Genomic DNA, 15,508 nt, shown 5'->3' with positions numbered 1-15,508 from the left:
GAGCGCAAAAATTTAAAAAACTTTATCAAAGGGGGTTGCGTACCCCCGCTAGAGTAGCTAGAAACCGCCTCAACAACGCAACGCACTCGTAGCTCAACTGGATAGAGCACCAGACTACGAATCTGGGGGTTGGGGGTTCGAGTCCTCCCGAGTGCACCATATCTACTGTGACGTTGCAAGACGCACTCGTAGCTCAACTGGATAGAGCACCAGACTACGAATCTGGGGGTTGGGGGTTCGAGTCCTCCCGAGTGCACCATTTCCCTGTATAATTTAGCCTCAATGCGACGCTATGACATGGTCAGATCTTGTCGCTCTCTTTGCTTTCATTCAAGCGATAAACCTGACGGTGAGAGCCTTCCCTTTAAGCAGCGGGAACGGTAGTCTGGCTCTATGAGTCTTTCACATTCTGATCCCACCTTTAATGAACTTCTTCGCACCCACCCGGCCGTGACTGCAGACCCACAAAAAGGGCTGATGGTCGGTTCGGTTGCTCTTAGCACTCTTGCTGATGAGGTTGGCACCCCATGTTGGGTCATCAATGCCGAAACGCTGCGCCTCAGAGCACAGTTGATGCAACAGGCTTTTGCGGATGCTTCCCTCCCTGTTACCTGCCATTTTGCGGTTAAATCCCAAGATAATCAGGCCTGTTTGACTGTTTTAGGACAAGCAGGATGGGGGGCTGACGTTGTCAGTGGTGGAGAGCTTAAACGCGCTCTTGCTGCTGGTATTCCTGCCGATAAAATTGTTTTCTCTGGTGTGGGCAAAACGGACGACGAGCTCAAGCTCGCCATTACGCATGATATTGCCCAAGTGAATGTTGAAAGCGCTGAAGAGCTGCACCGCCTCAACGGGCTTGCTCAACAGATGGAACGAACAATACGTGTCTCGCTGCGCGTTAATCCTGACGTTGATGCCAAAACACATAGTAAAATTACAACGGGGCGCGCCGAGGATAAGTTCGGTATTGCTTACACCGATATTCCCACTCTTTACCGCACCGCACAACGAGATATGCAAGGCCTCAATGTCCGTGGGCTGGCCGTGCATCTTGGGAGCCAAATTTCAACGGAAGAGCCGTTCCGTCAGGGTTATTCGCAGCTTGCTAAAATGGTCACAACTCTCCGTCAGGATGGGTTGAGCGTTGAGGATATTGATTGCGGCGGCGGACTAGGGATTACCTACCGGAATGAAATCGCTCCCGCTCCCACTATGCTCGCCCAAGTCATGGCCGATATTTTTGGGGCTCTTGACGTCAATTTGCGTGTTGAACCGGGCCGCTGGCTTTCCGCCCCAGCGGGAGTGCTTCTTTCCCGTGTCATTGATACCAAGCAAGGCACCCATCAATTTGTTATCCTTGATGCCGCCATGAGTGAGCTTGTGCGCCCTGCTATGTATGATTCATGGCATGGTATTCTCCCCGTTCACCTTCCGGATGCTAAGGCCGAAACCAGTCCTGTTGATGTCGTTGGGCCTATTTGTGAAAGCAGCGATACTTTCGCCAAGCAGCGCATGTTACCACCTTTAAAGCGTAACGATCTCGTCGCAATTTTAGACGCAGGCGCCTATGGCTCAACAATGAGCTCAACCTACAATTCTCGTCCATTTGCCGCACAGATTATGGTGGATGGGGATCAATGGGCTGTCATTCGTCCTCGCCAAACGCTTGAAGACCTTCTAGCATGCGAGAAAACTCCCCACTGGCTCACACAAGGCGCGTGATAAAGGCAGCATGAAGGCACGTTCCCTCTCCCGACTGGCAGCACTTCGTCGTAAGGCGCACCGTGTACTCCGCCTTGAGCAACTTTGGAGCGAGCTGCGCTGGCCGCTCTTGCTGCTCATCATATGGGTGGGAACGTCTCTTCTTCACATTCCACAGTCACTGCCTGATAGCCTTCATGCCCTCTTAGAAGGGGGCGTGCTTGTCGTCATCCTCTACATTCTCCACCGTCGTATTCAAGGCCTTCCGCCACTCACCCCACAACGCGTTGACGCACGAATCGAATCTGATTCCGCTCTTCCCTTTCAGCCGCTCAGCACTTTGGGTGATAAGCCTGTGGGAGCAGCGCATAATGACCATCATCAGCTGATATGGGCCCATCACCAATCGCGTGCTTTAGACGCCTCTCAAGAGCTCCGTGTCCATTGGCCTCGGTTTTTCGCTACTTATCGTTCTAAATCTATTGCTGCTTTAATTCTTCTCGCTCTAGGCGGGACTTTCTACATCAGCAATCCCCACTGCCTCTCACGCCTACGAGCCGGCTTTTTACCCGGCACCGACGATGACAGTATTGCCCTTCCGCATGTCCAAGCGTGGGTCGATAGCCCAACCTATGCACCATCAGCTCCCCTCTTTTTAGGGCAAGACGCCCATCCCAGTAAGAACCAGCTCGCTGCCGGGGCTATGTTGCATGTTGTCATAACAGATAGTAACGGCCCTCCTGTTTTGCATGGAGCTTCCGTCCAGCGTTTGCAAAAACTGTCTTCTCAAAGCTGGCAGCTAGAGGCCTCTTTGCAACATTCAGGCATCGTCTCTCTGCATGTGCGTGGGCGTACACTATCCCGCTGGCAATTCTCTATTACAGAAGATCACCCCCCACAACTAAGCTGGATCGGGAAGCCAGGCGCACAAAATAATGGCTGGCAAACGCGTTTTCCATGGAAAGCAGAACAAAGCTACGGGCTCCGTTCCCTTGAAGTTGAGCTTTCCCTCTCACCACGTCAGCATAACAAGCTCCATAAGCAAAAGAGCATCCGTGTCCCCCTTCCACTTGATGGCACGCCCAAACATGCTGAATCCCAAACAACGCTAGATTTATCTGACAGTCCCTTCGCTGGCATGAAAGTTCAAGGCACACTGCATGCCCGTAGTCTTTCAGGGCTAGAAGGAACGTCTCCAACTGTGACATTCACCCTTGGAGCACGCCATTTTACTGATCCACTCGCACGAGCACTCGTGACCCTCCGCCAGCAGATCGCTCTGGGGTCAGAAGACATATTTGACGGACAACGCGACCTCGCCTTGCTCACCGCACTTCCCGCGCCACGCGATGTACAGGTGCCCCTGACTGTCATTAATACGCTCTTTCAAACGCATGCATCGCTTCCTTCTTTGGAAGAGCAACTCTGGTTCTTAGCTCTTTATGTAGAAGATCGTGCTCAAAATGGTCTCGTGATGGCTGCCTCAATGGCTGAAGTTCGCGCTGCTCAACAGGACGCGCAACAGCAGATCACGGCCATGGGAGCTGCGCATCCACCAACGGAAGAGCAACAGCAGGAACTGCATAAGCGCCTGAAACGCGTTGAAACGGCCCTCACCGACCATATGCAGCTGATGATCCAAAAGGCGAACCAGAGCGGCATTGTCATGCCTTTGCCCAATGGCAAAAACGCTCCTTGGACACGTCTATCAAAACATATTGAACGCGATACACGGCATAACAAAACAGCGCGTGCTTCAGCCAGATTACGCGAAATGGTAGAAATGGCCGAGCAAATTCGCCAAGCCAATATGGGCGATATGCAGTCTCTGGCCCAGCAAATGGCCGCGCGTGCTGAAGCAACCGCGCAAAAGGCAGCGTTGAGCAACCTCATTAAGCGTGAAACTCAGCTCCTTAACCAAACGCAAGCACGCCTCGCTATCATACACCAAAAGATCGCGGCCATGCAGGAAACCAACGATGTCGGCCAAATGTCCACATCAGATCTTCTTCGCCAACTCGGGATGGCGGGCAATTCCAACACGCCTCCTTCCTCATCGTCTGAGGACGCTGCCCAACTCGACGACGCAACGCATCAACGCTTTGCTCAGGAGCGCCAAAATAATCATGGCGTACAATATGCGCTTCGCGTTCTGGATGATATTTTGGCCAAGCGCGGGAAAGATTTAACAGGGAAAGAGAATAAAAGCCTGAATAAAGCCTCAACTGATATGGGGACGGTTCTTCAGGAATTAGCTCAGCGCCATGACGACAACGCTGCCGTTGCCGAACGTAAAGTGCTGGAAGACCTCTCTCAAGCGCGTGATGAGATGAAAAAGAATCAGAGTTCTTCTCAAAAAAATCACCAAGGACGTTTGGGCTTTATTCCTCCACCTCAACCTAATCAGGGCCAAGGCCAAGATCAGGGACAAAGCGATGAGCAAGAGGGCGGATCGCAAGGTTCGGGCTCTCTCCAGCAAGGGCAAGAAGATCAAGACCAAGATCTTGATGATCAATCAGACGATGATTCTGATAACAGCCAAGGTGATGAGGACAAATCTGAGAAGAAAAATCATGATCCTTTAGGGCGCAAAATGCCCAATGGGCCCGAAACAGACGCCCATATTCCAGACCATGATCAAGACCGCACTCGGGCTATTCAACGAGAGCTTGAACGCCGCGCAGCTGATCGCACACGTCCGCAAAGCGAGCTGGATTATCTCAACCGTCTCCTCGCTCCTTTGCGTCAAACACCGTAAGCTCACGCCCGAGGCTGTTGTTCTTCAACGTCAACAGCCTCTCTGAGAAAACAAGAATAAAAGATTTGGAGAGAAGTTTTAATACAAAAGCCTGACAAGCGAAAACCAATCAGGCTCCTATCTCCTATGAATAGACTTAGGGCCCCCTCTCAAGGGATATAATAATAAGGGTTCGGCAAACGATAACGATGCAATGCGTGGCCTCCGTTGAGATCACTCTCTTGATCACCAAGGTTCGCAAGTATCGTATAGCCTTGTTGTTCGATCTCAGCACGTAGGGGCGTTTTATACGCCGCTGCGGGTCGATGATCTCCGATGGCACGCATGTAAAGATGCTTCCAGCCAGAGATCCCTTCTTTATGAAGGTTCTCCTCCGTTGCACGACGGAACTTCTCTGAGCGTCCCGTTACAAAGAAAACCGCCACATTATGCGCCTGTGCTTGCTTGATCAGTGCCTGCGTTTCTGCAAAAGCAGGCGCTTCCGCACGCTCTTCCCACGCATCCTCACCACAAGGGCCCTTGGGCAGGTGATCACAGGCACCCTCTGATACATAACCAAGATGGTTCGCCTTCATGGCCGGCCAATTTGAAAGCGTTGTTTCATCAATATCCAAAACAATCGCCGGGTTCTGCACATGTAGGCGCTCACGCTCAACGTCTTGCTGTGCACGTTTCAACTGTGCATCAAACTCGTGCTGATACGCCCCGGTGTCATGATAAGCCATCGCTGCTTGAACCGCTTGCTCCACATTGGGAGGGGCCTCAGCCTGCGCAATAGGAGGCACAAAGGCCCCTCCTGCCATCAACAAGGTTCCAATAAGTCTATACGACAATCGGATCATCTTTTTTGTCTCTCTCATCGAATGTTCCCCTCACACACCATCAACAGCTTTCCGTCCCAGAGCAGGATCATCCGTGAAAAACCATCCAAGCCCAGCGTCAAATAACGCTAAGCCTCTGCAATCATACCTGATGGATGGTGCTCTGCAGGCACACCGCTCGTTCGTAACGGCTAAGACAGGAACGTATTTTCTGATCATGCTGTATAGGTCGGCATACCGTTTTATCGCTTGTACCCCCTCTGGGGTCGTCACCTCGCCAAAGGTCGTTGTCTTCCCCGCGGCTAATAAGCAAAGCATCAGGCGTGCTTGCGCATTGATCGCTAGAACAGATGCACGAGTACGTTTGAGCATACCAACTTCAAAGGACTGTACCTCTAAAGGAGCCTACTGTGTATAGCGATACCGAACGATACTGCTCAAAAACACAGTTTCAGGGCTCAAACCGAAAAGTGCTGGGCACCATTGCCCAAGAAGCCTAGCATGTAGCGCCGTGTCAGCATTAATTGGCGCTCATATGATAAGGGAGCCCCCATTCACAAGAGGGAATGCGTCTTTCAATAAGAGCCCAGCTCTTTTGCGCTTTATTGCGTTTATTTATTAATCTCTTAACCGCACACAACATTGCACAAAAGAGCGTGATGGAACCCCAAGATTAACGCACTCCTGCTCAACAACTCTGAAGAGGCCTTTCTGCGTACACGTAGCGCTCTCACCATACCAGAACATTATCGCCTCTTTAGATAGAGGAGTGATAGTCGACCTGAAGGCTATGGTATGTGAAAATCAGATGACTCTCTTATGACAGATCGGTGACATGACTCTTCGTTCGTTTTCTCAGTCGACGACGGCAACCAGAGCAGAAAAACAGTGCCTTCTCCTGCAGTGATTTGTATCCAAAAGCACCCACATTGGCGGTCTATAATATGTTCACCAATAGAGAGCCTTAGGCCATATCCTATCTTCTCCGGCCGTTGTTGACGCACACGATAAAAACGCTCTGTCAGGTGCAGCACATGCAGGGGCGCAATCCCACAACCATTATCCTGTCCCCCTAAAACCACCCCTGTGTCCCTAGCCATAAAGGGTCATCAGGCGTAACAGTTCGTCCAAACAAACAGCCGGATATCGAGCGTTTCCCGGGGTTTCTCTTCCGTATTTTAGTACATTTTCAATCAAGTTCAGAAAGACTTGGATCATCTCATCTTCATCCGCTTAGATGAGAAGCTCCTCCTCTACGTCCAGCGTCAACCGGGCTCGCCCGTTCTCAAAGCGATACGCAACGTCTTCCACCATCCAGCGTCATCATTGCGCACCCCTGCTCTCATAGCGTGTTTGCAATACGAGAACGATCAGGCATTTTCCCACCTCTCAGCCAGAGCCCGCTATTCATGAATGGATATAGAGCCTTATCGTGTCATATCTGCTTATTTCCTCACGTTAAAACAAGCAAGCTTCGACCTTTCCATAGGGAATGACATCAACTTTCATGAATCTGACATAAAAGTCCCATTGCACCGGCCAACCGCTCTAGCCGGCGCTTCACAGCCCCACCAGCCGCTCGTAAACTATCGGCGCCCATATACAGCACCAAAACGTCATCTTCTATCTTCAGCTCACAAGGCTTGAGGAGCACCTCTGTGCCCGCACATAGCGTATAAGCCAATCGTAGAGTCATCCCCAGCTGAACCGCGCGGGCAAAAGTGGCTTCGTCCAATAAAATACGCGAAGGCTCTAACGCAGGATGATCTAGTTCAATTTCGTAACGCACTGCTGTTACAAGCGCGACGAAAGCACGCAAGATATGATCAAACCCCACACCATGACTGTAAAGGATACGATGGTAGGTCTGCTCTGCACGATATTGTGGGTGATCATACGAGCCAATGTCAGACACCATGCAGGCGAAACGGTGCTGCTCCAGCTCATACGGTGAGAGCTCCCATTTTCCATCACGTCTAAAGAGCGGTGTCGTCCAGCTAATCAACGCATCAGGGAGCTGAGCATTCCGCCCTAAACGCCCAGCCATCTCACTCGCCAATGCCTGCATCGGGTCTTGCGCTACCACGGAAGACGCGGCGTGGCGCATATACCACCCTTCACGTAACCCCTCTGCGCTAAAGATAATCTCAGATGGATGCATGCGTTTTATTAATCTCGACAATGCTGCTGCGGCAAAAGGCGCATCCCCTAAACGCTTGCGTGGCGCATTACCAACTTTTTCGAGCTGTTTCCGCGTCGCTTTGGAAATCCAAGATGTCATATCACGGGCTTCATCGCAGGACAGCTTAAACAGATGAACCATATTGATGGGATATTTCGACTTCGCAATATGCAACCGCGCCAAAGCTCTAAAAGCACCACCAACAAGATAGAGTGGCCGCCCCTTCATCTCGGGCAGCCAGGACACATCCGCTAAAACCTGTTTGGCGATATGCTCAGCGCGGTCGATCTCACCCTCTGCCCGTTCACGTAGGCGAATGACGCCCAGCGGTGTGCTAACCGAGTCCACAACGCTTTTGTCACCAATACTAATGAGCTCTAGAGAGCCTCCGCCAATATCAGCCACTAGCCCTTCAGCATGTGGAAGAGCGCATAAAACACCATTAGCCGAATAATCGGCCTCTTCCCCTCCTTTTAAAACCCGCACACGGGCATTGGGAACACACGTTTTGGCAGCCTCAATAAACTCATTTCCATTACGGGCATCACGTACAGCAGCCGTTGCTAAAATATCAAACGGCTCGGCCCCCATAACACGGGCAATTGTTCCAAAACGTTTGAGAACATCCATCGCCTTGCGGACACCCTCAGGGTTAAGCTCACCTGTTTCTTCCAGGCCTTTCCCGAGACGTAAGGTCGCTTTCTCATTAAAAATAGGGACAGGATTGCGCACAACACCTTCAAACACCACCATACGCACAGAGTTCGATCCAAGATCAACAACCGCAGCGCGCTGCACGTCTGACGAAATAGCACCATCGGAAGCCATCATAATACTTAGTTCTCCCGCCCAATCTCTGTCCCTGTATAGGGCTCAAGTAAGGTCGTTGCTGGACGAGCAGACCCCCGTCCTGAAAGCGAAGGGTTGTTCATAAAATACTCATGAGCCGAAAACTTCCGACGTCGTGCCGTAACACGCTCCCACGTTCCGTCAGGCTTCATCTGCCAGCTTTGCAGCGTATCACGGAAATTGACAGTCATAATCTGCCCGAGGATCTGAGCATGAACGGTTGGGTTGGTAATAGGAACCATCGCCTCAACGCGGCGATCCATATTACGCTGCATCCAGTCCGCTGATGAAATAAAGAGTTTCGCCTGACGTGACGGCAAATGCCGCCCATTGCCAAAGGCAAAAATACGAGAATGTTCCAAAAAGCGTCCCACAATAGACCGAATTTGAATACGCTCAGACAGCCCCGGCACCCCTGGACGTAAGCAACACATCCCACGCACAACGGCATTGATGCGCACCCCTTTTTGCGAGGCTTCATAGAGCAAATCAATCAGATGCGGGTCTACAAGACTATTCATCTTTAGCCAAATATGGCCCGCTCGCCCGGCCTCTACATGGGCAATTTCATCACGAATAAGATGTTCTAAATCATGACGCAGCGTAATGGGGGCAAAACTCAGAGCCTGCACTTCAGGCACCGCACAGCCCGTCACATAGTTAAAAAGACGCGCGGAATCAGCCACCAACACAGGGTCACAGGTAAAGAAGGAGAGGTCCGTATAAATACGCGCAGTTACGGGATGATAGTTCCCCGTTCCAAAATGCGCGTAGGAGCGCAGCACTGCCCCTTCTCGTCGCACAACAAGGCTCAGCTTAGCGTGCGTCTTATACTGCGCTAGCCCAAACACAACCTGCACACCCGCCGCCTCGAGAGAACGAGACAGGCGGATATTCGCTTCTTCATCAAAACGAGCACGCAACTCTACAACGGCGGTAACAGACTTGCCCGCTTCTGCGGCTTCAATCAACGCCTGTACGATCGGGCTGTCGCGCGAGGTACGGTAAAGTGTTTGTTTAATAGCTAAAACATTAGGGTCCAGCACCGCTTGCTGTAAGAACTGGACAACAACATCAAAGCTCTCAAATGGATGATGAACGACGAGGTCTTTTGCACGAATAGCAGCAAAGCAATCGCCATCATAATCCATCACACGTTGTGGGAAACGTGGCTTATAGGGTGGGAAGATCAGATCAGGGCGGTCGCTCACGACCAGCTGACTTACATCAGACATGCCGACCATGTCTTGCAAAACAACGACATTTTCCGTGCCGACGCCTAGCTCTTCACCAATTTCGCGCCCTAAGCGCTCAGGAAGACTGCCTTCAATATCAAGATGTATCCCCACACCACGACGGCGGCGCTTTAGGGCTGTTTCGTAAGAACGAACAAGATCTTCTGCTTCATCTTCAAACTCAACATCCGTATCACGAATAATCCGTAACAATCCGGCATTTGTCGGCGTCATGCCGGGGAAAAGACGTGAAGCAAAGCAGGTAATTAGATCTTCCAACCGAACAAAACGCAGCTCTTTTCCCTGTTGGGGAAGACGAAGAAAGCGAGGAATTTGCGCTGGCAGAAGCACAATTCCATCCATCATACGACGACCATTCTTTGGGTCATGCAAACACAGAACCAGTGCAAGCCCTTTATTGGGGATAAAAGGCAAGGGATGGGACGGATCCACTGCAAGCGGCGTCAGAACAGGGAAAACCTGCTCGTCAAAAAAGCATGACATCCATTGCCGATCATCATCACCGAGCTCAGAGGCAGACACGATGCTAATCGCTTCATCCGCCAGTTCATGACATAATTGGTGCCACACGCGCTGTTGGCTATATTTCAAATCACGCGTTTTAAGACGTACAGCTTCCAGCTGCTGCGCAGGGGTCACACCATCGGGGCTTAAAACCGTGGTTTTTTCCCGAACTTGTCCAACCAATCCAGCCACACGAACAGAATAGAACTCATCAAGATTGCTCGCGCTAATCGACAAAAAGCGCACACGCTCCAAAAGTGGATTACGCTTATTTTCCGCCTCTTCTAGAACGCGAAAATTAAAGTCTAGCCACGATAGCTCTCGGTTGACGAACCGTTCAGGCGAATGGCGTAACTCCTCTAAGCAGGAAGACGAAGCGGACGAAAAGACATCGCGTTCTGCAATCACGGCATACCCCTTGGCTTGGTTCATCTAAAAGAATGTTGCCTTTCGTCGGCCCTGTCAAACGCTTGATTAATCCAGCAGCTCACCCAACACGTCTTGAGCGAGCTGCCGCGTAATCGGACTGCCTCTTTCCAGTGCCGCTTTATCAAGGAGTTCCACGGCTTGTACCAAGGCCTCCCCCGTACGAGGGAGATGGCGCCAGAGCCAATCCGTTACAGGTTGCGCAACGACAAGCTGCCGCTCAGCGAGAAGCGATAAAAGCAGTGTTGCCCTTAACGCATCTTCTGGCTCTTCAATTGCGGCCGTCATCGTCGCACGAAGGCGGCTCGCAAGGTCAGGCACACGAAAAGCATGGCGGGCCGGCGGATAACGGGCGGCTAACAGAACCCTAATCTGAGCCGCATGGGCACGATTAAGCAAATGCAAGAGCGCAACTTCATCGTCAAGCTGGTCTAGATGGTCAATCGCCACGAGCTTATGGGTCAGCTGAAGGGGCGCTTCTCCCGCTAAAAGTGTCCCATGTTCATCACGCCCTAATGAGGCCGCCTCCCAAACAGGGATGCCATGACGTATGGCCCAAATGCGCATGAGATGGGTCTTCCCCGTTCCCGCTCCGCCCCAAAGCCATAAGCGCCCCTCTGGCCAGCGATCACGAGAAAGCCAAGCGCGTGCTGCCGCGTTAGACGCACCAGAAATAAAGTGTTCTGCCGAAAAACGGCTTTCTCGCCGCAAATCAAGCGCCATTTGGGTGTGGCTTCCTACCATTCTTTTCCCTATTTCTACGTCAGAGCCATTCTCATGGTGCTTCATCCATTCCGTACAGGATCAAGATGCTCTAGAATGGCCAAAGCATCAACCAGCATGGAGACGGTCCCTCATGGCCAAGACATCCGCCTCGTCCAACGGAGCCAGCTACGCCGAAGCCGGCGTCGATATTACAGCAGGGGATGCCCTGGTCGAGTCCATTAAACCTGCCGCTAAAGCCACGCATCGCCCCGGTGTTATGGGCGGTATTGGAGGCTTTGGTGCCCTTTTTGATCCCAAAGCCGCCGGGTTTAAAGACCCCGTTCTGGTCAGCTGCACTGATGGTGTGGGCACAAAACTGCTCCTCGCTATTGAAAGCGGCCTTCATGATGAGATCGGCATTGATCTCGTCGCGATGTGCGTCAATGACCTGATCGTCCAAGGAGCGCGTCCGCTGTTTTTCCTTGATTATATGGCCACTGGCGCGCTCTCTGTGCCTGTCGCTGAGCGTATTGTTCGTGGTATTGCGAAGGCTTGCCAGGAAAGTGACTGCGCTCTTGTCGGTGGGGAAACAGCCGAAATGCCGGGACTTTACGGCAAAGGGCACTATGACCTTGCTGGCTTCAGTGTCGGTGCGGCCGAGCGTGATGCTCTCCTGCCTGCTCATATTGCTGAAGGCGATACGTTGATCGCTCTGCCTTCTTCTGGCGTGCACTCCAATGGTTTCTCACTCGTTCGCCGTATTGTCGAACGTGCTGGCCTTAACTGGAACGACCCTGCCCCCTTCTCCCCGAGCCAAAGCTTGGCAGAAGCTTTCCTCACCCCAACGCGTCTTTATGTCCGTACCGTCTTAGCTCTGCATGACAAAGGGCTCTTGCACGGATGCGCTCATATTACAGGCGGGGGCCTTCCGGGGAACCTTCCACGCGTTCTGCCTGAAGGTTTGGGCGTTCGTGTTGACGGTAATAGCTGGCCTGTGCCGGGCATTTTTGAGTGGCTGGCCGAGCAAGGCCCTGTTGAGCATGATGAAATGCTCAAAGTCTTTAACTGTGGGATTGGCATGGTACTCGTCACCGATAAGCCTGATGAGGTGATGGCCGAGCTCGATAAAGCGGGCGAAGAAGCCATACGCATCGGTGAGGTTGTCCGCAGCGATGAGCCTTTTGCGCTGACCTCTCCTCTCAACCTTTAAGACAGGAGTTGCTTCATGGTTGACAAAACACCGGTCGCCATTCTCATCAGTGGGCGAGGCAGTAATATGACTTCGCTCATTAAGGCGTGCGAAAAGCCCGACTTCCCAGCACGCATCGTGCTTGTCTTAAGCAATCGTCCCGATGCGCCGGGGCTAGAAAAAGCACAGGAAGCCGGGATCAAAACACTCTGCATTGACCATAAACCCTTCGGCAAGGATCGTGCCGCGCATGAAAAGGCGGTGGATGAAGCGGTGCGTGCCTCAGGCGCTCAATATATCTGCCTCGCTGGCTATATGCGTGTGCTCACGCCTTATCTGGTGAAGCGTTGGGAAAACCGGATGCTCAACATCCATCCGAGCCTCCTGCCGAAATTTCCGGGCCTTCATACGCATGAGGCGGCCATTAAGGCGGGTGCGCGCGAGCATGGCTGCACAACACATTTCGTTACCGATGGCGTGGATGAAGGGCCTATTTTAGCGCAAGCGAAAGTGCCCGTTCACCCGCATGACACACCCGAAAGCCTTGCTGCACGTGTGCTGAAAGAAGAACACCTCCTTTACCCAGCCACGTTAGCAACCGTCATTTTAGCCTCTTAGGCTATAAAAAAAAGGAGGCCAAACCCGGCCTCCCTTTTTTCTTCTCTGCTTAGAGAAAGAACCGACTCACGGTAGGATTTCTGTTTCAGCAAAGAAGAACGCAATTTCACGCGCTGCATTTTCTAGGCTATCAGACCCATGCACAGAGTTCTCACCAATGCTCTGCGCGTACAGTTTACGCACGGTGCCTTCTGCGGCTTCTTCAGGGTTTGTTGCACCCATCAGTTCACGATGGCGCGCCACCGCATTCTCGCCTTCCAAGACCTGCACCACAACAGGAGCCGATGTCATGAATGTCACCAGCTCGTTGTAAAATGGGCGATCTTTGTGCACTTCATAGAAAGCACCGGCTTGTTTTGTCGTCAGCTGAATGCGCTTTTGCCCCACCACACGCAGGCCACCCACTTCAAACACCGTGTTGATCTTACCGGTAATGTTGCGACGTGTTGCATCGGGCTTAATGATAGATAGAGTGCGTTCTACCGTCATGATGTTCTCCTTATTAACATGACAATTGGTTCCTGCTCCCCTAGAGGAAAAAGGACCGCTCTGATAGAGTATCAGAGTGTTTTTTTAGCTTTCAATAGTTTGAGGCCCGGCTTTGAGTCTTCTCACCATTACTGACCTGACCCTTCGTATCGCCGGACGCCCTCTTCTAGAAGGCGCTTCTCTTACCATTGAGCCGGGCCGTCGCATCGGCCTTATTGGCCGCAATGGCACAGGGAAATCCACCCTCCTCGCCGCTATTGCGGGGGATATTGCCCCTGACAGCGGGTCTATCACCTTTTCCAGCCGCGCTACGATGGGGCGCGTCAAGCAGGAAACTCCCTCGGGTGAGCTTTCCCTCATTGAAGCTGTCCTCGCCAGTGATGAAGAGCGCGCCCGCCTCCTTCATGACGTGGAAACAACGGAAGATCCCACCCGTATCGCTGATATTCATGAGCGTCTTCTTGCCATTGACGCCCATAGCGCCCCAGCCCGTGCAAGCACCATTCTAGCTGGGCTTGGCTTTGACCAAGAGGCTCAACAACGCCCTGTTTCAGACTTTTCTGGCGGGTGGCGGATGCGTGTCGCCCTTGCCAGTGCGCTCTTTTTAGCACCAGATCTGCTCTTGCTGGATGAGCCGACCAACCATCTCGATATCGAAGCAACCTTGTGGCTTGAAGGATGGCTATCGCGCTTTTCAGGCGCTGTGCTTGTTGTTAGCCATGACCGCTCTCTGCTCGATAATACAGTGCAAGCGATCGCCCATCTGGAGAATGGTCGCCTATCACTCACCCCGGGTGGGTATGACCGCTTCGTCCAAATTCGTACCGAGCAAGCCCTCCAACAAAACCGTGCAGCTCAGAAAGTGGCTGATCAGCGCGCAAAGATGGAATCCTTTGTTGCGCGCTTCCGGGCTAAAGCGACAAAAGCACGCCAGGCACAAGCCCGCCTCAAGGCCCTTGAACGCCTCCCTCAGATTGAGAGCGTAGTTGAGGCAACGCCCACACATTTCTCTTTCCCAGAACCCGGCACCTTGCCCCCTCCCATGCTCAAGCTCACAGATGTGTCCGTTGGGTATGGTGAGCGCGTTATCCTCAGCAAACTTTCCTTGCGCATGGATATGGATGACCGGATTGCGCTTTTAGGGCGCAACGGCCACGGGAAATCAACTTTCGCAAAACTTCTTGCAGGCCAACTGGCCCCGATGGGTGGGGAGTTCGCACCAGCGAATAAACTGCGTGTTGGTTATTTTGCCCAGCACCAGAATGATGCGCTCATTTTAGACGATAGCCCTATTGACCATATGAGCCGCGCTCTCCCTGATGCGACACCACCTCAAGTTCGTGCTCAGCTTGCCCGCTTTGGGCTGGATGCCGAGCGCGCAGAAACAGCGGTTAAGCGGCTATCGGGCGGGGAGAAGGCCCGCCTTCTCCTTGCTCTTGCAACCCGCCACGCCCCACATCTGCTGATTTTGGATGAACCCACCAACCATCTCGACCTTGATGCACGCGATGCGCTCATCCGCGCATTGTGCGAGTTTGAAGGTGCCGTCATTCTTATCAGCCATGATAGCCACCTTGTCGAATCGGTTGCTGATCGTCTCTGGATTGCAGAAAAAGGAACGATTACACCTTTTGACGGAGACATGGGCGAGTATCGGACGTGGCTTGATGAACGAGCCCGCCTTGCACAATCAGAGCAGAAAGGCGGCACACGCGCCAAAGCACCTCCGAAGGCACAGCAACGTGCCCAACGCAAAGAACAAACACGCCAACTCGCCCCGCTACGGCGCCAAATACGGCACGCTGAAGCCACACTTGAAAAACTTGCGACAAAGAAAAAAGCCATTGAAGAAAAGCTTGCCGACCCCTCTCTTTATCAATCGGGTCATGCTGATGACATTGCGACATTAAACACACAGCTCGCAACGATAGAGCAAGATCAACAAGATATGGAGCTCCTCTGGCTTGACGCGCAAGACAAACTCGAAAAAAGCATAGATTAAATCGTTGC

General features: G+C 52.3%; 11 protein-coding genes and 2 tRNA genes. 7 read left to right on the top strand and 6 right to left on the bottom strand.

Annotation, left to right across the window (positions count from 1 at the left end; genetic code table 11):
* Positions 1–82: 82 nt before the first annotated feature.
* From GS535_RS06665 to GS535_RS06650, 4 genes are all read left to right on the top strand, one after another.
* Positions 83–159 (top strand) — tRNA-Arg (locus tag GS535_RS06665).
* A gap of 23 nt (positions 160–182) precedes the next feature.
* Positions 183–259 (top strand) — tRNA-Arg (locus tag GS535_RS06660).
* Between the two features lie 134 nt (positions 260–393).
* Positions 394–1,722 (top strand): diaminopimelate decarboxylase, encoded by a 1,329-nt coding sequence (gene lysA, locus GS535_RS06655; protein WP_160791330.1) that lies wholly within the window; start codon positions 394–396, stop codon positions 1,720–1,722.
* Between the two features lie 10 nt (positions 1,723–1,732).
* Complete coding sequence (locus tag GS535_RS06650) at positions 1,733–4,459, top strand: DUF4175 family protein (protein ID WP_160791329.1); 2,727 nt, start codon at positions 1,733–1,735, stop codon at positions 4,457–4,459.
* A gap of 149 nt (positions 4,460–4,608) precedes the next feature.
* Here GS535_RS06650 and GS535_RS06645 read toward each other — a convergent pair whose 3' ends face one another.
* The 5 genes from GS535_RS06645 to GS535_RS06630 all read right to left on the bottom strand — a co-directional run bounded on the left by GS535_RS06645 (position 4,609) and on the right by GS535_RS06630 (position 11,241).
* Positions 4,609–5,319, bottom strand: a complete 711-nt coding sequence (locus GS535_RS06645; protein ID WP_160791328.1) for an HAD family acid phosphatase — start codon at positions 5,317–5,319, stop codon at positions 4,609–4,611.
* Positions 5,320–6,068: 749 nt separating this feature from the next.
* Positions 6,069–6,380: an ATP-binding protein gene (locus tag GS535_RS11285; RefSeq protein WP_370518133.1), complete on the bottom strand. Its 312-nt coding sequence runs from the start codon at positions 6,378–6,380 to the stop codon at positions 6,069–6,071.
* 398 nt (positions 6,381–6,778) lie between these two features.
* Positions 6,779–8,293 carry a Ppx/GppA family phosphatase gene (locus GS535_RS06640; RefSeq protein ID WP_202401524.1) on the bottom strand — a complete coding sequence of 505 codons (1,515 nt, stop codon included), beginning with the start codon at positions 8,291–8,293 and terminating at the stop codon, positions 6,779–6,781.
* Positions 8,294–8,298: 5 nt separating this feature from the next.
* Complete coding sequence (locus GS535_RS06635; RefSeq protein WP_202401523.1) at positions 8,299–10,503, bottom strand: RNA degradosome polyphosphate kinase; 2,205 nt, start codon at positions 10,501–10,503, stop codon at positions 8,299–8,301.
* Between the two features lie 42 nt (positions 10,504–10,545).
* Positions 10,546–11,241: a chromosomal replication initiator DnaA gene (locus GS535_RS06630; protein ID WP_237442217.1), complete on the bottom strand. Its 696-nt coding sequence runs from the start codon at positions 11,239–11,241 to the stop codon at positions 10,546–10,548.
* Between the two features lie 112 nt (positions 11,242–11,353).
* Here GS535_RS06630 and purM point away from each other — a divergent pair, with 112 nt between their 5' ends.
* Positions 11,354–12,412 carry a phosphoribosylformylglycinamidine cyclo-ligase gene (gene purM, locus GS535_RS06625; protein ID WP_160791327.1) on the top strand — a complete coding sequence of 353 codons (1,059 nt, stop codon included), beginning with the start codon at positions 11,354–11,356 and terminating at the stop codon, positions 12,410–12,412.
* A 15-nt stretch (positions 12,413–12,427) separates the two neighbouring features.
* The gene (purN, locus tag GS535_RS06620) at positions 12,428–13,009 is read left to right on the top strand and encodes a phosphoribosylglycinamide formyltransferase (RefSeq protein ID WP_160791326.1); all 582 of its coding nucleotides are present in this window, start codon (positions 12,428–12,430) and stop codon (positions 13,007–13,009) included.
* A 66-nt stretch (positions 13,010–13,075) separates the two neighbouring features.
* Here purN and ndk read toward each other — a convergent pair whose 3' ends face one another.
* Positions 13,076–13,498 carry a nucleoside-diphosphate kinase gene (ndk, locus tag GS535_RS06615; RefSeq protein ID WP_160791325.1) on the bottom strand — a complete coding sequence of 141 codons (423 nt, stop codon included), beginning with the start codon at positions 13,496–13,498 and terminating at the stop codon, positions 13,076–13,078.
* A gap of 112 nt (positions 13,499–13,610) precedes the next feature.
* On the opposite strand from ndk, the gene GS535_RS06610 reads away from it, so the two are divergent.
* Entirely contained in the window at positions 13,611–15,500 is a 1,890-nt protein-coding gene (locus tag GS535_RS06610) for an ABC-F family ATP-binding cassette domain-containing protein (RefSeq protein ID WP_160791324.1), read from the top strand.
* Positions 15,501–15,508: the final 8 nt, after the last annotated feature.

It is taken from the genome of Saccharibacter sp. EH611 (genome assembly GCF_009834765.1).
Taxonomy (GTDB): Bacteria; Pseudomonadota; Alphaproteobacteria; order Acetobacterales; family Acetobacteraceae; genus Saccharibacter.
This window is presented reverse-complemented; position numbering and strand designations above follow the sequence as displayed.

What these genes read in the sequence shown, in the direction of transcription:
- lysA (WP_160791330.1), top strand. Translation starts at nt 394, where the DNA reads ATGAGTCTTTCACATTCTGATCCCACCTTTAATGAACTTCTTCGCACC.
- GS535_RS06650 (WP_160791329.1), top strand. Translation starts at nt 1,733, where the DNA reads ATGAAGGCACGTTCCCTCTCCCGACTGGCAGCACTTCGTCGTAAGGCG.
- GS535_RS06645 (WP_160791328.1), bottom strand. Translation starts at nt 5,319, where the DNA reads ATGAGAGAGACAAAAAAGATGATCCGATTGTCGTATAGACTTATTGGA.
- GS535_RS11285 (WP_370518133.1), bottom strand. Translation starts at nt 6,380, where the DNA reads ATGGCTAGGGACACAGGGGTGGTTTTAGGGGGACAGGATAATGGTTGT.
- GS535_RS06640 (WP_202401524.1), bottom strand. Translation starts at nt 8,293, where the DNA reads ATGATGGCTTCCGATGGTGCTATTTCGTCAGACGTGCAGCGCGCTGCG.
- GS535_RS06635 (WP_202401523.1), bottom strand. Translation starts at nt 10,503, where the DNA reads ATGAACCAAGCCAAGGGGTATGCCGTGATTGCAGAACGCGATGTCTTT.
- GS535_RS06630 (WP_237442217.1), bottom strand. Translation starts at nt 11,241, where the DNA reads ATGGTAGGAAGCCACACCCAAATGGCGCTTGATTTGCGGCGAGAAAGC.
- purM (WP_160791327.1), top strand. Translation starts at nt 11,354, where the DNA reads ATGGCCAAGACATCCGCCTCGTCCAACGGAGCCAGCTACGCCGAAGCC.
- purN (WP_160791326.1), top strand. Translation starts at nt 12,428, where the DNA reads ATGGTTGACAAAACACCGGTCGCCATTCTCATCAGTGGGCGAGGCAGT.
- ndk (WP_160791325.1), bottom strand. Translation starts at nt 13,498, where the DNA reads ATGACGGTAGAACGCACTCTATCTATCATTAAGCCCGATGCAACACGT.